The organism is Arthrobacter sp. Soil_N43 (assembly GCF_057655195.1).
Genome location: NZ_JBDGML010000079.1, coordinates 1 through 15,128, shown reverse-complemented (window position 1 = coordinate 15,128; position 15,128 = coordinate 1). Strand labels below are relative to the sequence as shown.

The window sequence follows — 15,128 nt, the reverse complement described above, 5'->3', positions numbered from 1 at the left end:
AGCAGGCTTCCGAAACGATGGCCTAGCCATCGGACGGCTGCTCGAGCATGCCGCGCCGTGAAGCTTCCATGACCGATTCGAGCTGCGAGTGGGTGCCGAGCTTGGCGAAGATCGCCTTCACATAGCCGCGGCAGGTGTTGAGCGAGATGTCCAGTTTGCTGGCCACCTCCTTGGAGCCGTGGCCGCCTGCCATCAGCCGGAGGACGTCCAGCTCCCGCGGCGTCAGCACCGGTCCGCCGGGCTCGACTTCCCGGACAACAGGCGCCGGCTTCGGGGTGCTCATGCCCAGCTGCGCCACCAGGGACGGGTGGACCACCATGTTCCCGGCCCGTGCGTACCGGAGCGTGTCCAGCAGCGTGGACAGCGAACCGCCCTTCGGGAGGAAGGCGCAGATGCCCATCGAGGCGGCGGTGCGCAGGGCGTCCGGGGTCGGATCTCCGGTGAGCATCACGATCCGGGTCTGCGGGGCGTCCGCCAGGATCCGGGCAGCGGCGGTGAGGCCGTCGCCGTCGGGCAGGTGGTAGTCCATGATGACGACGTCGGGCTTGAGAGCCATGCTCTGTTCCACGCCGCTCTTGGCCGTGGTGGCCGAGGCGACGCTGCGGAGGTCCGGCTCGCGGTCCAGGGCGGCGGTGAGCAGCTCCGTAAAGGTGCTGTGGTCGTCGATGGTCAGGATGCTGATTTCGCGCATGCTTTGTGAACTAACGGGAGGAAGCGGTGAGTCGGCGTCGGACAGGTCGGCCGCTTCGTCGTCGCTCGCGGCCGTGGCCTGCAGAAGCCTGGCGTGCGCGTCGCGGAGCGCCCGGCCCGGAAGGCAGCCGATCTCCTGGTCCATGACCCGGCGGCACCGGCCGTACGCACGAAGCGCCTCCATGTACTGTCCGGATTCTTCGAGCCCGAGCACCAGTGCGGTCCAGGCACGCTCGTTGATGGGATCGTCCAGCAGCAGCTCGCTGGCCAGGGCCACGGCGCGTTCCGGCTGTCCTACGGTGACGGCGGCCTCGGCGGCGCGGGCCTTGATGCCGGCCACGCGGGCCGCGTGGAGTGCCCGCTCCTCTTCGGCCCAGCCGGCGAGGAGTTCGTCGCCGAGCAGCGGCACGGACGCGATCTCCAGCGCCTTCTCGAGCATTTTGTAGGATTCGTCCGGGCTGGCGTGCCCTGCCTGCTTGAGGAGTTCGTCGAACCGGTCAAGGTCGAGGTCAACCATGCTGCGTTCCATCATGTAGCCGCCGGTGACCGTCCGGAGGGCGCCGCCCTTGCCGGAACCGGGCTGCAGGTGGCGGCGCAGCACGCTGACGTAGCTTTCGAGGGTGGAGAGCGCCTCGGCCGGAGGCTGCCCGTTCCACAGGACGTCGATCAGGTGGTTCTTGGAAACCGGTGTGCCCAGCTTGAGCAACAGGATCTCCAGCACCTGACGTGGTTTCGGGCCGCCCAGCTCATGCGATCCGATGACCACGCTGCCGCGGCGGACCTTGAGCGGACCCAGGATGCTGATGGACAGCCGCGTCGCGGTTCCGCCTGCACCCTCCTTGGCTGTCGGAGGGAACTCGTCGTCGTGTGCTCCACGCAACCAGCGAGTGGCCTCTGCAACTGTCTGAACCATCTGTGCACCTACTATCCCCATGTGAACTGCATTCCCCATGAATGGCTTGACCCTCATATTTGTCACTCGTGCAAGTACGGGCACGAGTAGCGAGTACTCGATTTTTCGGGGACGGACTACTTGGATGCGTCTTCGCCCGGGGCGGCCCACCCGGCTGCCAGGCCGGCCGGTCCGGCCGGGCCACCCCTCCAACCGTGGGGAGAAGCCGCCTGAGGCCGGCGGCAATCACCAAGTTTTTCCCAAGAACGCGGGCTTAAGTTGGTATTGCCGCAGTTCCCAGCGGCTTCATGCGATCCTCGCCACCCGGAGGACCGCCGGATAGGCATGGAATGAGTAGACCGATGACGCGGACCGTGGCAGCACAGGGTCCAACCAAGTACTCCGAGTACGCCGCCGTGAGTAGCGTGATCGTCGCGCCCGGGAACGAAAAAATTTCTGCCGCCGCCGGCGATATGCGCGGCGCATTACGCGAACACTTCCGGCTCCGGCAGCTGCAACGGGTAAGACAATGAAGTCCGCCAGTGTCCTGCGGGCGGAGCTGCGGAGCGAAATCCACTCCGTCCGGTTCCGGGTGCTGGCCACGCTCCTGGTTTTCATGGCGGTGGGCCTCGTGGTCTCCGGAGCGGTCACCTATGCGGCGCAGCTGAGGAGCCTGGATGACCGTGTCAATGAGGAACTCCAGCAACCGAGGAAGAATCTGAACACGCTGGTCCAGCCGGCGCCGGGCAACCCCGGGTTCTCGTCGCTGGATGAATTGTTCACACTGTTCCTGCGCTCGGAGACGCCCGGCGGGCACGAGTCGCTGATGACAATGATCCGGGACGGCAATACGATCCTGCCCGGCGGTGACCAGGCCACCAACCTGCGCACCCTGTCGGTGAGGGACCAGATCTGGGCCTGGAGCCGGCCCGACCGGACCGTGGTGCAGGACACTGTGATCGATGGCCGGGAAGTGCGCCTCTCCATCACGCCGGTGAAACTGCAGGGCAAGCCGGGAGAGGGGCTCCTGGTGGTCGCCAATGAGATCGGCCGGCAGCGCGACCAGATCGTCAGTTCCATGTGGACCTATGCCCTGGCGGCCCTGGCGACTCTCGCCGTCGCGGGCTTTATGGGTTACGTCTTTACCGGCCGGCTGCTCAGTCCGATCAGACGCCTGCGGGAAGCCACGCAGAACACCACCTTCGAAGACCTGACCAAGCGTGTGGAGGTCACGGCCAGCACGGACGACGTTGCCCAGCTGGCCATGAACTTCAACCACATGCTGGAGCGGCTCGAGTCCGGTTTCGAGAACCAGCGCCGCTTCGTGCACGACGCCGGCCACGAACTCCGCACGCCCATGACCGTCATCCGGGGGTACCTGGAGCTGCTGCGCGCGGGCGATCCCGAGGATGTGGACCAGACCCGCATCCTGCTCCTGGACGAGCTGGACAGGATGCAGGTGCTGGTGGAGGACCTGCTGATCCTTGCCCGCTCCGGCCGGCCCGACTTCGTGTCCCCGGAGTGGATCGAGGCCGACATTTTCCTGGAGAACATCCTGAACCGCATCAGGGTCTTCGGTCCGCGCCGCTGGGAGCTGGACGCCAAGCCCGGCGGGCTGGTCCGTGCCGACCGGCACCGGCTCATGCAGGCGCTGGAACAGCTCGCGGTCAACGCTGTCCGGCACACGTCCGAGACGGACCGGATTTCCGTCGGGGCCGCCTGGGTGAAGAACGACGACGGCGGCGCACCGTCCGGTGCGCGGCCGCACCCGTCGACTGACTTGGAAATCTGGGTTTCTGACACCGGCACCGGCATCCCGCCCGAGGACCACGAGCGCATCTTCGAACGGTTCGTGAAGGGCCGCAACGCCACGGGATCGTCCGAGGGCTCCGGGCTGGGGCTCTCGATCGTGAAGGCCATTGCCGAGGCGCACGGCGGAAGCGTCCGGCTGGAATCGGCGGTGGGCAAGGGAAGCCGGTTCGTGTTGACCATCCCGTCAGGAGGTGGGGACAGCGCCGAGGCAGAATCACCCGGCGCGGCCAAAAGAGCGGCCGCCCCGCACGCAAAGTCCCGGCTGACCCGGCCGTCCTCGGGCACGGCCGTCCTCTCCCATCACGGAGGCAGCCCGTGACCCGGATCCTCATCGCCGATGACGAGCCCCGCATTGCGGCCTTCCTCGTCAAGGGCCTCACCGCGGCGGGATACACCACCACGCAGGTCGGCGACGGCGTGAAGGCGCTGGACTATGCCACGTCCGGCGAGTACGACCTCCTGATCCTCGACATCGGCATGCCCCGCATGGACGGGCTGGCCGTCCTGCAGAACCTCCGTGCCATGCAGTCCACCATTCCGGTGATCGTCCTCACCGCCGCGGACAGCCTGGAGAGTACGGTTTCCGCGCTCGAGGGCGGCGCGGATGACTACATGACCAAACCCTTCAGGTTTGAGGAGCTGCTGTCCCGCGTGAAGCTGCGGCTCCGGGGCACATCGCCGGTCACGGCCGCGCCCACCCTCGTCTGCGGCGACCTGACACTGGACATCAACCTGCGGACGGCGGAAATCGGCGGACGCGTCATTGAACTCTCGGCCCGGGAGTTCGTCATGGCACGGACCCTCATGGAGAACGCCGGCCGCGTGCTCAGCCGGGAGCAACTGCTGAGCCGGGTGTGGGGCTACCACTTTGAAGGGTCCTCCAACGTGGTGGACGTGTACGTGAGGTACCTGCGGCACAAGCTCGGCCAGAACCGGATCCAGACTGTCCGCGGTGTGGGCTACCGTCTCGTGTGCCTGCCCGACGACGCGTCCCGGGCCGCCGGCGCTGCTACGGACAGCCCCCGCAACGGCGACCCGAACGGCCAGGAGCCCGCCCCGGTCTGACGGGCCTCATCAAAAAGCGCCCCAAATGCCCCGCGGCGCGTGGATGAGAGGATTCTCATCCACGTCTCATTCTTGCCTCACCTTCGCGCCTCACAGTGGAAACACCAACGAGGGAAGGCGGGCCGGTGAAAAAGCTGTCGGTGCTGAGCGTTCCCCTGATCGGCCTTGCCGGTCTTGCGGTCTGGACGCAGGCGCTTGCCGGCGCGCCCGCGGACCAGCCCGCCGGCGTCGTGGTGGTCGATCCCGTCCGGCAGGGCACCGAACCCAAGGCAAGCGACGCGTCGTCGTCCGCAGAACTGGCTCCCCGCAGCATGCCCCGGACCACCGCCGAGGCGACGTCCCCTTCGCTTAAGACCGCGCCCCTCAATTCCGCGGCATCCTCCACGTCGCCGCCCGACGCCGTCGGTTCTGCCACGGTCCCGAAGCTGGTTGAGATGGCCCGGACCCAGGCCACCGACCTGCCCGCCGAGCTCGGTTCGAGCGGCGATGACCCGGGCGTTGTCCAGCGCGTCGAGCCGACACAGGTGACGTCTCCGGCCGTGGCACCGACAGGAAATTCCACATCTCAAGTGAAGCCCGACGACAAGGGCGGGCTGGATGGCAGCGGGGGTAACGGCGATGAGTGATCGCCAGCATGACAGCAAGGCCCAGATTTCCCCGAAGAAGGAGTCCGTGATGCACAGGAACTACCGCGACCTGCATGAACCCATTCCACCGGAACGCCGCGGTTACACGATCGGCGTGCCGAACACCCAGCCCTCCACCATCACCATTGACGATTCCGAACTGCACCAGCAGGTCCTGGACATCATCCAGAACGTGCTGACCACCGCCGATCCGCGCTCAGACGTTCGGCGCCGGCTGCTCCGGCACCTCGCGGAGAACCCCGGGCATCCCGAGCAGGCGCTGCTGGATCACCTGAAGGAACGGAACAAGCGCAACGGCGCTCCGCAGCCGGCAGGCAACCACGCAGCCCGGCCCGTCGCGGGCCATTAGGGCCGGCAACTAGTAGAAGCGAGTCCGTTAGAACCGGACCTTAGAAGCAGCCCCTAGAAGAGGAGCAGCACGAACCCGCCCGCCGTGCAGAGAATGCCGAGTCCGGTGAGGATCCAGCCGAGGATCAGGACGGTGTTCTCGTGCTTGGGCGGCTCCAGGCCCCAGCGGGAGGGGTGGCAGAGGTCGTAGTGGAGCTTCACTTCGTTGCCTGCCACCAGTCCCCTGGCCACCTCGGCGTCCACGAGTGTCTGCCGGGTCACGTTTTCCTGGTCAGTCCAGCGGAATCCTGTGAAGCCCCCGGCGGTGTAGACCTCCCCCGTTGTGCTCGTCCACTGGCACCGCCGCCTGCTGATGACCAGGCCCCACACGAGCAGCGGCACACCCGGAATGAACCCCACCCAGGTCATCAGTTCCAGGATGGGGCCCAGAACATCCGCGAGTCCGGCCATGCTCAAACTCTATCCGCCGGAGGGCCCCCGCACGGCCAATCAACAGGTGGCTCCCAGCAAACTGTGACACCCTTAAGACGATGATTTCTCAGCTCAGGGCCCCCCGACGCCAGCAGCCAGCAGGCCGGTTGCGCCTCGCGAGAGGCACCGGCTTCCTCTTTTTCGTGGCCACCCTGGCCTGCATGGCCGGGCTCGCGGCCACGTATTACTACTTTGTCCGTACCACCACCGGCCAGTTCATCGACGAGTCCGCCCTCGTGGAGGCCGTGGACATCCACGGACCCGCGGGCAAGGTCACTACCCGGTTCCTGGACTGGCTGCCCACCATCTCACTGGTGATGGCCGCCGTCGTCGTCCTTTTCGTCACGGTGATACACCGCCGCTGGCGGGCCGCGGGCATTGCGCTGGCCGCGTGCGTGGCGGCGAACATCGCCACGCAGGTACTCAAGCAGCTCTTGCCGGTGCGGCCGGACCGGGGCGTGGAGACGCTGGAGCTGAACTCGCTGCCGTCGGGGCACACCACGCTGGCGGCGTCCGCGGCCGCGGCGGTGTTCCTCATGGCGTCGCCGCGCTGGCGGCCGCTCGCCGGGTTCGTCGGCGGCAGTTTCGCGATCGCATCGGGAATGTCCACGCTGGTGAACCAGTGGCACCGGCCCGCGGATGTGGTGGCCGCCTTCCTCCTGGTGGGCTGCTTCATGATTCCCGCCGGCTGGCTCATCATCCGCACGGACTCCCATGAGTGGAATGTGTGGGACGGCTTCAACGGCCACTGGGCGTCCGCGCGGCTGTGGCTCGGGCTGCCGGTGGTGATCGGCCTGGCCTCCGCCGCGGTCGCCGTGTATTCGCTGGTCAAGATCGCGCCCGTGGCCGGCCAGGAGGGCAGCACCACCAACTACTTCTGGGCGGGGATTTCGCTGATCGTGATCGCCGGATATCTGGCCACCGTGGCCACGACGTCGCTGTTCGCGTACGCCGCACGACGCCGGGACACACCCCGGGGGTAGCGGCTCCTCCTTTACAACCCCGGCAGCGAAGCCCACAATAAGTCGCACCACAGCCTCCACTGGGCCAGCAGCGGGCTGTCCATGAGAACCTGCACCGGCACTGATGCACAGCGGAGGGGTCACCATGAACGACAAGGATGCAACCACGGCGGACGCCAGCGCGGACCGGGCACTCAAGGAGAAGCACCGGGCCATGTGGGCACAGGGAGACTACCCGGCCCTCGCCGCCGAGCTCATCCCCAACCTCGGCGCCATCCTCGTAGAGGCGTGCGGCATCAAACCGCGGCAGCGCGTGCTGGACATCGGCACGGGTGCCGGCAATGCCGCCATTCCCGCGGCCATGATGGGGGCCGAGGTGGTGGCCAGCGACCTCACCCCGGAGATGTTCGACGCCGGCCGTCACCAGGCAGCCGACCGAGGCGTTGAATTGGAGTGGATGGAGGCGGACGCCGAGGCGCTTCCCTTCCCGGACGGCGAGTTCGATGTGGTGATGTCCTGCCTGGGTGTCATGTTTGCCCCGCACCACGAGGCGAGCGCCGGCGAACTGCTCAGGGTCTGCCGGCCCGGCGGCACCATTGGCCTGCTGAGCTGGACCCCTGAGGGTTTCATCGGACAGATGTTCGCCACCATGAAACCGTTCGCTCCCCCGCCACCGCCCGGCAGCCAGCCCCCGCCGCTGTGGGGCACCGAGGACCATGTGCGCAAACTCCTGGGCGGCAGCGTCACGGACATCCAGGCCCGGAAGCAGACGGTCACCATCACGAGTTTCCACCAGCCACACGACTTCCTGCACTACTTCAAGTCCCACTACGGCCCCACGATCTCGGTCTACAAGTCCCTGGGCGGCGACGAGGAGAAAGTGAAAGCCCTGGACGAGGCCCTGACGGAGCTCGCCGCGACCTACAGCGATGCCCACGGCGACGCACCGTCCCAGATGGACTGGGAGTACCTGCTGCTCACCGCCCGAAAGGTGCGGCCCGGCGAAAACACCGAAACCCAGGGTGGGGGCGGGCAGTGATGGATTCCCCTGCCTCCCGGAGGGCGCTCGGGATCGCGTCGATCCCGTCCTTCCAGCGGATCAGCGCGTTCCTCAACGACTCAGCCTATTCCCGGCGGCACCTCCTGCCCGGTGTCTGTGACTTCACGCTTGGCAACCCGCACCAGATGCCCCAGACCGCGTATGTGGACGCGTTGCGGGACGCGGTCAACCCGCGCGATGACCAGTGGTTTGCCTACAAGTCCAACGGAACGCATGCGCGGGAGGCCGCCGCGGAGTCGCTGCAGTGGCTGCTGGACGTGCCGTTCGAAGCCGAGGACCTCTACCTGACCACCGGCGGATTCGCGGCGATCGCCCTGGCGCTGAAGGCGGTGGCCGATCCCGGCGACGAAGTCATTTACAGCCTGCCGCCGTGGTTCCTGTACGAGCCGCTCGCCGTCGAAGCCGGCCTTGTCCCTGTGAAGGTCCGGATCAACGCGGAAACGTTTGACCTTGACCTGGAGGCCATCGAGGCTGCGATCACGCCGCGCACCCGGGTGGTGATCGTCAATTCGCCGAACAACCCCACCGGCCGGATCTACCCGCCGGAGCTCCTGCAGCGCCTGGCCGACCTGCTGGAGGAGGCCTCCGCCCGCATCGGCCGGCGGATCTATCTCGTGTCGGACGAGCCCTACAACCGTATTGTGTTCGACGGCGCCCGGTTCCACAGCCCGGCCGAGTTCTACCCCTACACCCTGCTGGCCTACTCGTACGGCAAAACGCATCTGGCACCGGGTGAGCGGATCGGGTACCTGGCCCTGCCCTCCACCATGCCCGACCGGAAGGAGCTGGCACCGGCCATCGGCGCACTGCAGGTGGCGATGGGCTGGATCTATCCCAACGGCACGCTGCAGCATGCGCTGCCCCGGCTGGAGCAGTTCACCATCGACGTCGGCCAGCTCCAGCGCAAGCGGGACCGGCTCGTCCAGGAGCTGGGCGGGATGGGCTACCGGCTGAACCCGCCCGAGGGCACCTTCTACCTGTTCGTCCGCTCCCCCATCGCCGACGACGAGGCCTTCACCGAGGCGCTCAGCCAGGAGGACGTGTTCGTGCTGCCGGGGGTCCTGTTTGAAACGCCTGGTTTCTTTCGCATCTCCCTCACCGCCAGTGAAGAGATGGTGGAACGCAGCCTGCCCCACTTCCACGCCGCCATCGAACGGGCCGAGCAGGACCGCCCGGAGGACGCGGAGTACCACCTGCCCACCGGGCTGATCCCGGTCATCCCGCCCAGCAAAGCACACACGCTTCCGTCAAACGGATAGCAGTCCATGGTCCCCGCTGGGTGTGGCCGCCCGCGGATCCGGGCGGGCCGCGGCCACCAGCTGTTTGCTGTGCCCGTGCGACGGGTTCGCAAAGAAGTCGGTGGTGCGTGCCAGCTCCACCAGGGCGCCCTGGTACAGCACGGCCACCCTGTGGCTCATGTATCGGATGACGTTCATATCGTGGGAGATCAGGATCAGGGAAAGCCGGCGGTCGCCGTGCAGGCGCAGCAGCAGATCCAGCACCTTGCGCTGCGTGACCGCGTCCAGCGCCGAGGTGGCCTCGTCGCAGATCAACACCGCCGGATCAAGGAGGAGCGCCCGGGCAATCGTGAGCCTCTGCAGCTGGCCTCCCGAGCACTGGCCCGGATAGCGGTCCAGCAGGTCGGGGTCCAGTTCAACATCCCGCACGGCCGTGTGGATGCGCTCCCGCCGCTCGTCCGCCGGGCAGTTCCGGCGGCGCAGCAGCGGCGCCTCGAGGCTGGCGCGCAGTGTCATGCGCGGGTCGAAGGCATCGTGCGGCTCCTGGAAGACGAGCTGCACCGCCGTCCCGTCCTCACCGGTGCCGCGCTCCCCCGCGGGAAGGGTCCGGGTGATGCTGCCGCGGTCCGGGGTCTCCACCCCGACGAGCAGCCGGGCGAGGGTACTCTTCCCGGAGCCGGACTGGCCCAGGACGCCAAGAATCTCGCCCTCCCGCAGGCTGAGCGACACTCCCTCCAGGGCCGGCCGGGCGCCACGCCCGGTGGAGCGGAAGCGCTTGGTGACATCGTCCAGCGCCAGAATTGTGCGCGATGCGGGGGCCCCGGCGTCGGATGCCGGGGGCCTGCGGACCGGGATGCGGACCGTAGTCCGGAGAGGGGTGCGTGCCACCGGGGTATGCCCCGCAACGCGGACCGGAATCCGCAGCGGGGTTCCCGCCGTCGGGGTTCCCGCCGTCGGAGTCCGCAGCAGGGACTGCGCCGGAATGCGGACCGGGGTCCCCGCCGCGGGGGCCTTTGCCGACGTGACTTGTGCCGCCGTGAGGGCCGACGCCGCCAGGAGGTCTTTGGTGAACGCTGTCCGGGGTGTGTCAAGGACGGTCCTGGCCGGTCCTGATTCCTGGACGCGGCCACCGTCCATCACCACTACACGGTCGGCGAACGCGGAGACGGTGGCCAGGTCGTGGGTGATGTAGAGGACGCCCAGTCCGTGCTGGCGCCTCTGGTTGTCGATCAGCCCCAGGATCTGCCGCTCCAGCACCTTGTCCAGGGCAGAGGTTGGCTCGTCCGCGAGCAGCAGCTCCGGCTGGCCGGCCATCGCCAGGGCCAGCATGGCGCGCTGGGCCATGCCGCCCGACAGCTGGTGGGGATAGGCCCGGGCACACCGCGCGGGATCGTCGAACCCGGCGTCGGCAAGGAGCTCCAGCGCCTGTTGCCTGGCCTGGCGTCCGCGCAGCCCGCGGTGCAGCTTCAGCGGTTCGGCGAGGTGGCTGCCAATGGTCATCCGGGGGTTGAACATCCGCTTGGGCTGCTGGTACAGCATGCCCATCCGGCCGCCGCGGATCCGGTTGAGCGCCCTGTCGTCGGACTGCAGGAGGTCCGTGCCGCCCAGCCGGATGGACCCGGCCTGCACGTGGATCTGGGGCGGCAGCAGCCCCAGGACCGACAGTGCGGTCATCGTCTTGCCGCTTCCCGAGGCGCCTACCAGGGCGACAAACTCGCCGGGCGCCACGGACAGGGCGACGCCGGAGAGCACCGGGCGGGAAGACGGTCCCCGGACGCTGAGGTGCAGGTCCTCGATGATCAGGCCCTCAGACATGGCTGGCCGCCGGGGTGGGCACCGTGGTGGCGAGCAGCAGCCGGCTGCTGGACATGCGGGCCAGATGCTGGCCGAGGAGGGTGACGCACAGCGCCACGGTGAAGATCACCAGGCCGGGCGCCAGAATGGTCATCGGCGACCTCACGGCATACGGCTGGGCGGCGGCAAGCATGGACCCCCAGTCGGACTGCGGCGGCTGCACACCGAGGCCCAGGTAGGACAGGGCGCCCACGCTGATCAGGAACTGCCCGAACCGGAGCGTGGCCTGTCCGAACAGCGGCCCGGCCAGGTGGGGCAGGATGTGCCGCCGGACTGTGAACCACGGCGAGCAGCCCAGCACGCGGGCCGCCTCGATGAAGCCGCGGGCCGAGACGTCGTACGCGAGTGCCCTGGCCAGCCGGGCGAAGGGTGTCCAGCCGGTGACGGTCAGGGCCAGCAGCAGGGACGGGTAGCCGGCACCCAGTGCGGCCACCAGGAACAGCGCCACCACCATCTCGGGCATGGCCAGGAGGATGTCGTTGGTGCGGGTGAAGAACTCGTCCAGCCAGCCCCGCCGCCGGGCGCTGAGCACGCCGATGGCCGTGCCGATGGCCGCGGTGAGCACGGTGGCCAGGGCGGCGATCGTCAGCGAGAAGCGGCCGCCGTCGAGCAGCCGGCTCAGTGTGTCGCGGCCCAGGTGATCGGTGCCCAGCAAGTGCGCTCCGCTGGGGGCGGCCAGCCGGGAGGCGAGGTCCTGTTCGGCCGGCGGGTAGGGTGCGATCAGGCCGGACAGTGCCACGGACAGCACAATGAGGGCCAGCACCGAGGCCGCGACCCAGAGGTGGGCGGGGAGCTTACGCATGGCGCATCCTGACCTGGGGGTTGAGGAGCCCGTGGACCAGGTCCGCGGCTGTGGTCAGCAGGACGGCAAGCCCGACGACCACCACCACCGCTCCCTGCGCGAGCGGAATGTCGCTGTTCAGGACGCCGTCGAACAGCAGCCGTCCCATGCCGGGGATGGCGAAGATGACCTCGACGATGACCGATCCGCCCAGCAGGCCAGCGAACCACACCGCCACCAGCGTGGTCAGCGGCAGCAGCCCGTTGGGGATCACGTGCTTCCGCACGGTGTGGAAGTGGCTGAGTCCCCTGCCCCGGGCGGCCACGACGTGGTCGGCGCCCAGCGCGTCCAGCATGCCCTCCCGGACGGCGGACGTGAAATGACTCGCCGGGCGCAAGGCGAGGACGGCCACGGGCAGCACCGCCGACGTCGGGCCTTCCCAGCCGGCCGACGGCAGCACGGACAGCTCAAGCGCGAATACCAGCACGAGCATCGGCGCGAGCCAGTATTCCGGCATGGCGATGAACGCCTGGGAGACCGCCGTGATGGCCTTGTCCGCGGCACGGCCCTCGTTCAGGGCGGCCGTGATGCCGAGGACCACGGAAATCAGGGCCGCGACGGCCAGGGTCAGGACCACCAGGCTGAGCGTGACCCAGAGTGCGGGCAGCACCTGGTCCACCACGGGGGTGCGGCTGGTGTAGGACAGGCCCATGTCGCCGGTGGCGAACCGTCCCAGCCAGCGGAGGTACTGCGTCCACAGGGGATCCTGGAGCCCCAGCTGGAGGCTCAGGGCTTCGACGGCTGAGCCATCGATCGCGTCACCGGCCACCCGCGAGCGGATGATTTTCCGCACCGGGTCGCCCGGCGTGACGTACGGAATGAGGAACACCACGAAAGACGCCAAAAGAACGGCGACCACCAGGGCCGCCGTCCTTCTGGCGAGGAACAGCATCATGCGGGGAAGGCCATGGTCAGGATCCGGACTTGGCCGTATCCGCGCGGAGCACGTACCGGGCCAGCGGGTCCTGGACGTGGCCCTGCAGATCGGTGCGGACGGCGTCGATGGCCTGTTCGTTGACGAGCCAGACGTTCACCGCCTGGTCCTGCAGGATCTGGCCGGCTTCGGCGTACAGCTTGTACCGCTCCCCGGAGTCGGCCGTCTTGGCCGCCTGGGCCACCTTCTTGTCGTAGTCAGCGTTGCAGAAATGGCTGAGGTTGTACGAGCCGTCGCAGGTGTAGTCCGCGGTGAGGAAGCCGATGGGGTCGGCGATGTCGATCAGGCGGTTGCGCTGGCTCAGCACCATGTCGTAGTTGCCGGACAGCAGGTCCGGTTCCACGGCGGCATATTCCTTGGTCTGGATCTTCACGGGAACGCCCACGGCCTTCAGGTTGTCCTGGATGACGGTGGCCACGTCCGCGAACTCCGCGCGTTCGACGATCGCGACGACCTCCAGCGGCCGGTCGGCGGTGTACCCCGCGGAGGCGAGCAGCTTCTTGGCGGCCTCGACGTCCTGCTTCGGCGCCTCGGCACCCTCGATGGCCCACGGCTCCGAAGGCGCGAAGGGCCCGGTGGCGGCGACGGCCGCACCTTCATAGACGCTGGCCGCAAGGGCATCCAGGTCGAGTGCCGAGCGGACCGCCTTGCGGAAGTCGACGTCGTCGAACGGGGCCCTGCCGTTGTTCATGTACAGCGTGGCGGTCCTCGGCGAATCGGCCTTGAGGACCTTGACTTTGGAATCCGCCTCGAGGGCGGCCAGGCCGGAGACGGGGATGGACAGGGAGACGTCCGCCTCGCCTGTCTGGACCTGGGCGGTGCGGGTGGCGCCGTCGGTGATGAAGCGGATTTCGGCGCCGGCCAGCTTGACCTGCCCGCCCCAGTAGTCCTCGTTGCGGTCCAGCGTCAGGGACTGCTTGGGCTTCTCGGACACCGGCTTGAAGGGGCCGGTGCAGTGGCCGAACGGGTCGACGGTTTCGCCCTTGAAGGCGGCCGGCGACAGCACCCCGGTGTTGACGCTCGCCAGGCGGTAGGGAACCAGCGGGCTCTCGGTGGGGGTGGTCACGCGGACGGTGTGCTCGTCGAGGGCCTTGACGCCGCTGACCACCTTGCGGCTGAAGGCGCGGGCCGGGACCTCGGCGTCGAGGACGTTCTGCAGTGAACCGACCACGGCGGCGGCGTCCAGCGCGGTCCCGTCCTGGAACTTGACGCCCTCGCGGATCTTGAAGTCCCACTCGAGGGCGGACGCCTGCTTCCACTCCGTGGCCAGGGAGGGCACCACCTTCCCCTGCGACTCGTCATAGCGGGTCAGGGTCTCCAGGCATCCGGACAGGGACAGGATGTAGGCGGCGTCGCTCTCCAGGGCCCAGTCGGCCACCGGCGCCCGGAAGTTGTCGACGACGATGCGCTGGTCAAGGTCGGCCGCCTGGCTGGATTTTCCTGCCGCGCCGCTGAAGCCGCAGCCGGACAGGGACAGCAGCGCCACGAGTCCCAGGGACACGGACGATGGGAGCGAAAAGCGCAACGGAACCACCTAGAGTGCGAGTCTGCGGAGGGGGCAGACGACGATGAACAGCCGAAGAAGGCCAGTCTGAGTGTAGGCTAACCTAACTATTCCGTTCAAAACGGCCGCACCCGGCCCGCGTCACATACGCAGCCGTCAGTAGTTCCGGCGGTGCTTCAGCTTGGGAAGGACGACGGCGAACACGGCTGCCGCTGCGAACCCCAGTACGCCGGTGGCCAGCACCCCGGCGCCGAGGGAGGACACGGCCGTCACGGCGGAGAGCAGCACGGGCCCGCCCGTTGACCCGGCGTCGGCGATGAACCGCCACAGGCCCAGGAACTGCCCGCGGCCCTGGTCGGGAGAGAAGTCGGCGCCCAGGGTCATCACGAGCCCCGAGCTGATGCCGTTGCCGAAGCCGATCAGCAGCGCGGCCAGCAGCAGCCCGGTGAACCCGCCGGTCAGCGGAATCAGCAGCAGCGCCGTGCCCATGATCAGCGTGGAGGGCACCGCCACCCACAGCCGTCCCCGCCGGTCCATCACCTTGCCGGCCGGGTAGAACACCAGCATGTCGATCGCCCCGGACAGCCCGTACAGCAGCGATGCGTGCGAGGCGTCCAGGCCCACGTGGTCCGCCCACAGCGGGATCACCACCTGCCGCGAGGAGCGCAGGGCGGACAGCAAAAGGATTCCGGCGCCGGCCGTCAGGAACACCCCGGCATGCGAGACGGCCACCCCGCGCAGCGTCGGGGCCGGGCCGGCAGGACCGGAGGAGCCGCCCGGAGCCTGCAGGTCCGGGATGGTCACCGCGAG

General features: G+C 68.3%; 14 protein-coding genes. 7 read left to right on the top strand and 7 right to left on the bottom strand.

Going from position 1 to position 15,128, the window contains the following annotated elements; all coding sequences use genetic code 11:
* Nucleotides 1-22 precede the first annotated feature (22 nt).
* Nucleotides 23-1,603 carry a response regulator gene (locus AC3A3W_RS08905; RefSeq protein ID WP_487442040.1) on the bottom strand — a complete coding sequence of 527 codons (1,581 nt, stop codon included), beginning with the start codon at nt 1,601-1,603 and terminating at the stop codon, nt 23-25.
* A 508-nt stretch (nt 1,604-2,111) separates the two neighbouring features.
* Between AC3A3W_RS08905 and AC3A3W_RS08900 the strand changes: the two genes are divergently transcribed.
* From AC3A3W_RS08900 to AC3A3W_RS08885, 4 genes are all read left to right on the top strand, one after another.
* On the top strand, nt 2,112-3,713 hold the full coding sequence (locus tag AC3A3W_RS08900; protein WP_487442038.1) for a sensor histidine kinase: 1,602 nt from the start codon (nt 2,112-2,114) through the stop codon (nt 3,711-3,713).
* The gene (locus tag AC3A3W_RS08895; RefSeq protein ID WP_487442036.1) at nt 3,710-4,459 is read left to right on the top strand and encodes a response regulator transcription factor; all 750 of its coding nucleotides are present in this window, start codon (nt 3,710-3,712) and stop codon (nt 4,457-4,459) included. The genes AC3A3W_RS08900 and AC3A3W_RS08895 overlap by 4 nt, the downstream gene beginning before the upstream one ends.
* 125 nt (nt 4,460-4,584) lie before the next feature.
* Entirely contained in the window at nt 4,585-5,085 is a 501-nt protein-coding gene (locus AC3A3W_RS08890) for a hypothetical protein (protein WP_487442034.1), read from the top strand.
* Nucleotides 5,078-5,455 (top strand): hypothetical protein, encoded by a 378-nt coding sequence (locus AC3A3W_RS08885; protein ID WP_487442032.1) that lies wholly within the window; start codon nt 5,078-5,080, stop codon nt 5,453-5,455. Before AC3A3W_RS08890 ends, AC3A3W_RS08885 begins: the two co-directional genes overlap by 8 nt.
* 53 nt (nt 5,456-5,508) lie before the next feature.
* On the opposite strand, the gene AC3A3W_RS08880 is transcribed toward AC3A3W_RS08885, so the two are convergent.
* Nucleotides 5,509-5,904, bottom strand: a complete 396-nt coding sequence (locus tag AC3A3W_RS08880) for a hypothetical protein (RefSeq protein WP_487442030.1) — start codon at nt 5,902-5,904, stop codon at nt 5,509-5,511.
* Nucleotides 5,905-5,984: 80 nt separating this feature from the next.
* Here AC3A3W_RS08880 and AC3A3W_RS08875 point away from each other — a divergent pair, with 80 nt between their 5' ends.
* The 3 genes from AC3A3W_RS08875 (at nt 5,985) to AC3A3W_RS08865 (ending at nt 9,206) form a co-directional block, all read left to right on the top strand.
* A complete protein-coding gene (locus tag AC3A3W_RS08875) occupies nt 5,985-6,908 on the top strand; it encodes a phosphatase PAP2 family protein (RefSeq protein WP_487442028.1) in 924 nt (307 codons plus the stop codon).
* 124 nt (nt 6,909-7,032) lie between these two features.
* Nucleotides 7,033-7,926: a class I SAM-dependent methyltransferase gene (locus AC3A3W_RS08870; RefSeq protein WP_487442026.1), complete on the top strand. Its 894-nt coding sequence runs from the start codon at nt 7,033-7,035 to the stop codon at nt 7,924-7,926.
* Nucleotides 7,926-9,206, top strand: coding sequence for an aminotransferase class I/II-fold pyridoxal phosphate-dependent enzyme (locus AC3A3W_RS08865; RefSeq protein ID WP_487442024.1), 1,281 nt, complete (start codon nt 7,926-7,928; stop codon nt 9,204-9,206). The genes AC3A3W_RS08870 and AC3A3W_RS08865 overlap by 1 nt, the downstream gene beginning before the upstream one ends.
* On the opposite strand, the gene AC3A3W_RS08860 is transcribed toward AC3A3W_RS08865, so the two are convergent.
* The 5 genes from AC3A3W_RS08860 to AC3A3W_RS08840 all read right to left on the bottom strand — a co-directional run.
* Nucleotides 9,195-11,000, bottom strand: coding sequence for an ATP-binding cassette domain-containing protein (locus tag AC3A3W_RS08860; protein ID WP_487442022.1), 1,806 nt, complete (start codon nt 10,998-11,000; stop codon nt 9,195-9,197). The two genes, AC3A3W_RS08865 and AC3A3W_RS08860, sit on opposite strands and share 12 nt — an antisense overlap.
* A complete protein-coding gene (locus AC3A3W_RS08855; RefSeq protein ID WP_487442020.1) occupies nt 10,993-11,841 on the bottom strand; it encodes an ABC transporter permease in 849 nt (282 codons plus the stop codon). The genes AC3A3W_RS08860 and AC3A3W_RS08855 overlap by 8 nt, the downstream gene beginning before the upstream one ends.
* The gene (locus AC3A3W_RS08850) at nt 11,834-12,775 is read right to left on the bottom strand and encodes an ABC transporter permease (protein ID WP_487442018.1); all 942 of its coding nucleotides are present in this window, start codon (nt 12,773-12,775) and stop codon (nt 11,834-11,836) included. Before AC3A3W_RS08850 ends, AC3A3W_RS08855 begins: the two co-directional genes overlap by 8 nt.
* Before the next feature lie 16 nt (nt 12,776-12,791).
* Nucleotides 12,792-14,339: an ABC transporter substrate-binding protein gene (locus tag AC3A3W_RS08845; RefSeq protein WP_487442016.1), complete on the bottom strand. Its 1,548-nt coding sequence runs from the start codon at nt 14,337-14,339 to the stop codon at nt 12,792-12,794.
* Between the two features lie 135 nt (nt 14,340-14,474).
* Nucleotides 14,475-15,128, bottom strand: a 654-nt coding sequence (locus AC3A3W_RS08840) for an MFS transporter (protein ID WP_487442015.1), incomplete at its 5' end; no start/stop codon positions are given.

Bases quoted from the DNA above. Each gene is read 5' to 3' on its own strand.
- AC3A3W_RS08905 (WP_487442040.1), bottom strand. From the start codon at position 1,603: ATGGTTCAGACAGTTGCAGAGGCCACTCGCTGGTTGCGTGGAGCACAC.
- AC3A3W_RS08900 (WP_487442038.1), top strand. From the start codon at position 2,112: ATGAAGTCCGCCAGTGTCCTGCGGGCGGAGCTGCGGAGCGAAATCCAC.
- AC3A3W_RS08885 (WP_487442032.1), top strand. From the start codon at position 5,078: ATGAGTGATCGCCAGCATGACAGCAAGGCCCAGATTTCCCCGAAGAAG.
- AC3A3W_RS08880 (WP_487442030.1), bottom strand. From the start codon at position 5,904: ATGGCCGGACTCGCGGATGTTCTGGGCCCCATCCTGGAACTGATGACC.
- AC3A3W_RS08875 (WP_487442028.1), top strand. From the start codon at position 5,985: ATGATTTCTCAGCTCAGGGCCCCCCGACGCCAGCAGCCAGCAGGCCGG.
- AC3A3W_RS08870 (WP_487442026.1), top strand. From the start codon at position 7,033: ATGAACGACAAGGATGCAACCACGGCGGACGCCAGCGCGGACCGGGCA.
- AC3A3W_RS08865 (WP_487442024.1), top strand. From the start codon at position 7,926: ATGGATTCCCCTGCCTCCCGGAGGGCGCTCGGGATCGCGTCGATCCCG.
- AC3A3W_RS08860 (WP_487442022.1), bottom strand. From the start codon at position 11,000: ATGTCTGAGGGCCTGATCATCGAGGACCTGCACCTCAGCGTCCGGGGA.
- AC3A3W_RS08855 (WP_487442020.1), bottom strand. From the start codon at position 11,841: ATGCGTAAGCTCCCCGCCCACCTCTGGGTCGCGGCCTCGGTGCTGGCC.
- AC3A3W_RS08850 (WP_487442018.1), bottom strand. From the start codon at position 12,775: ATGATGCTGTTCCTCGCCAGAAGGACGGCGGCCCTGGTGGTCGCCGTT.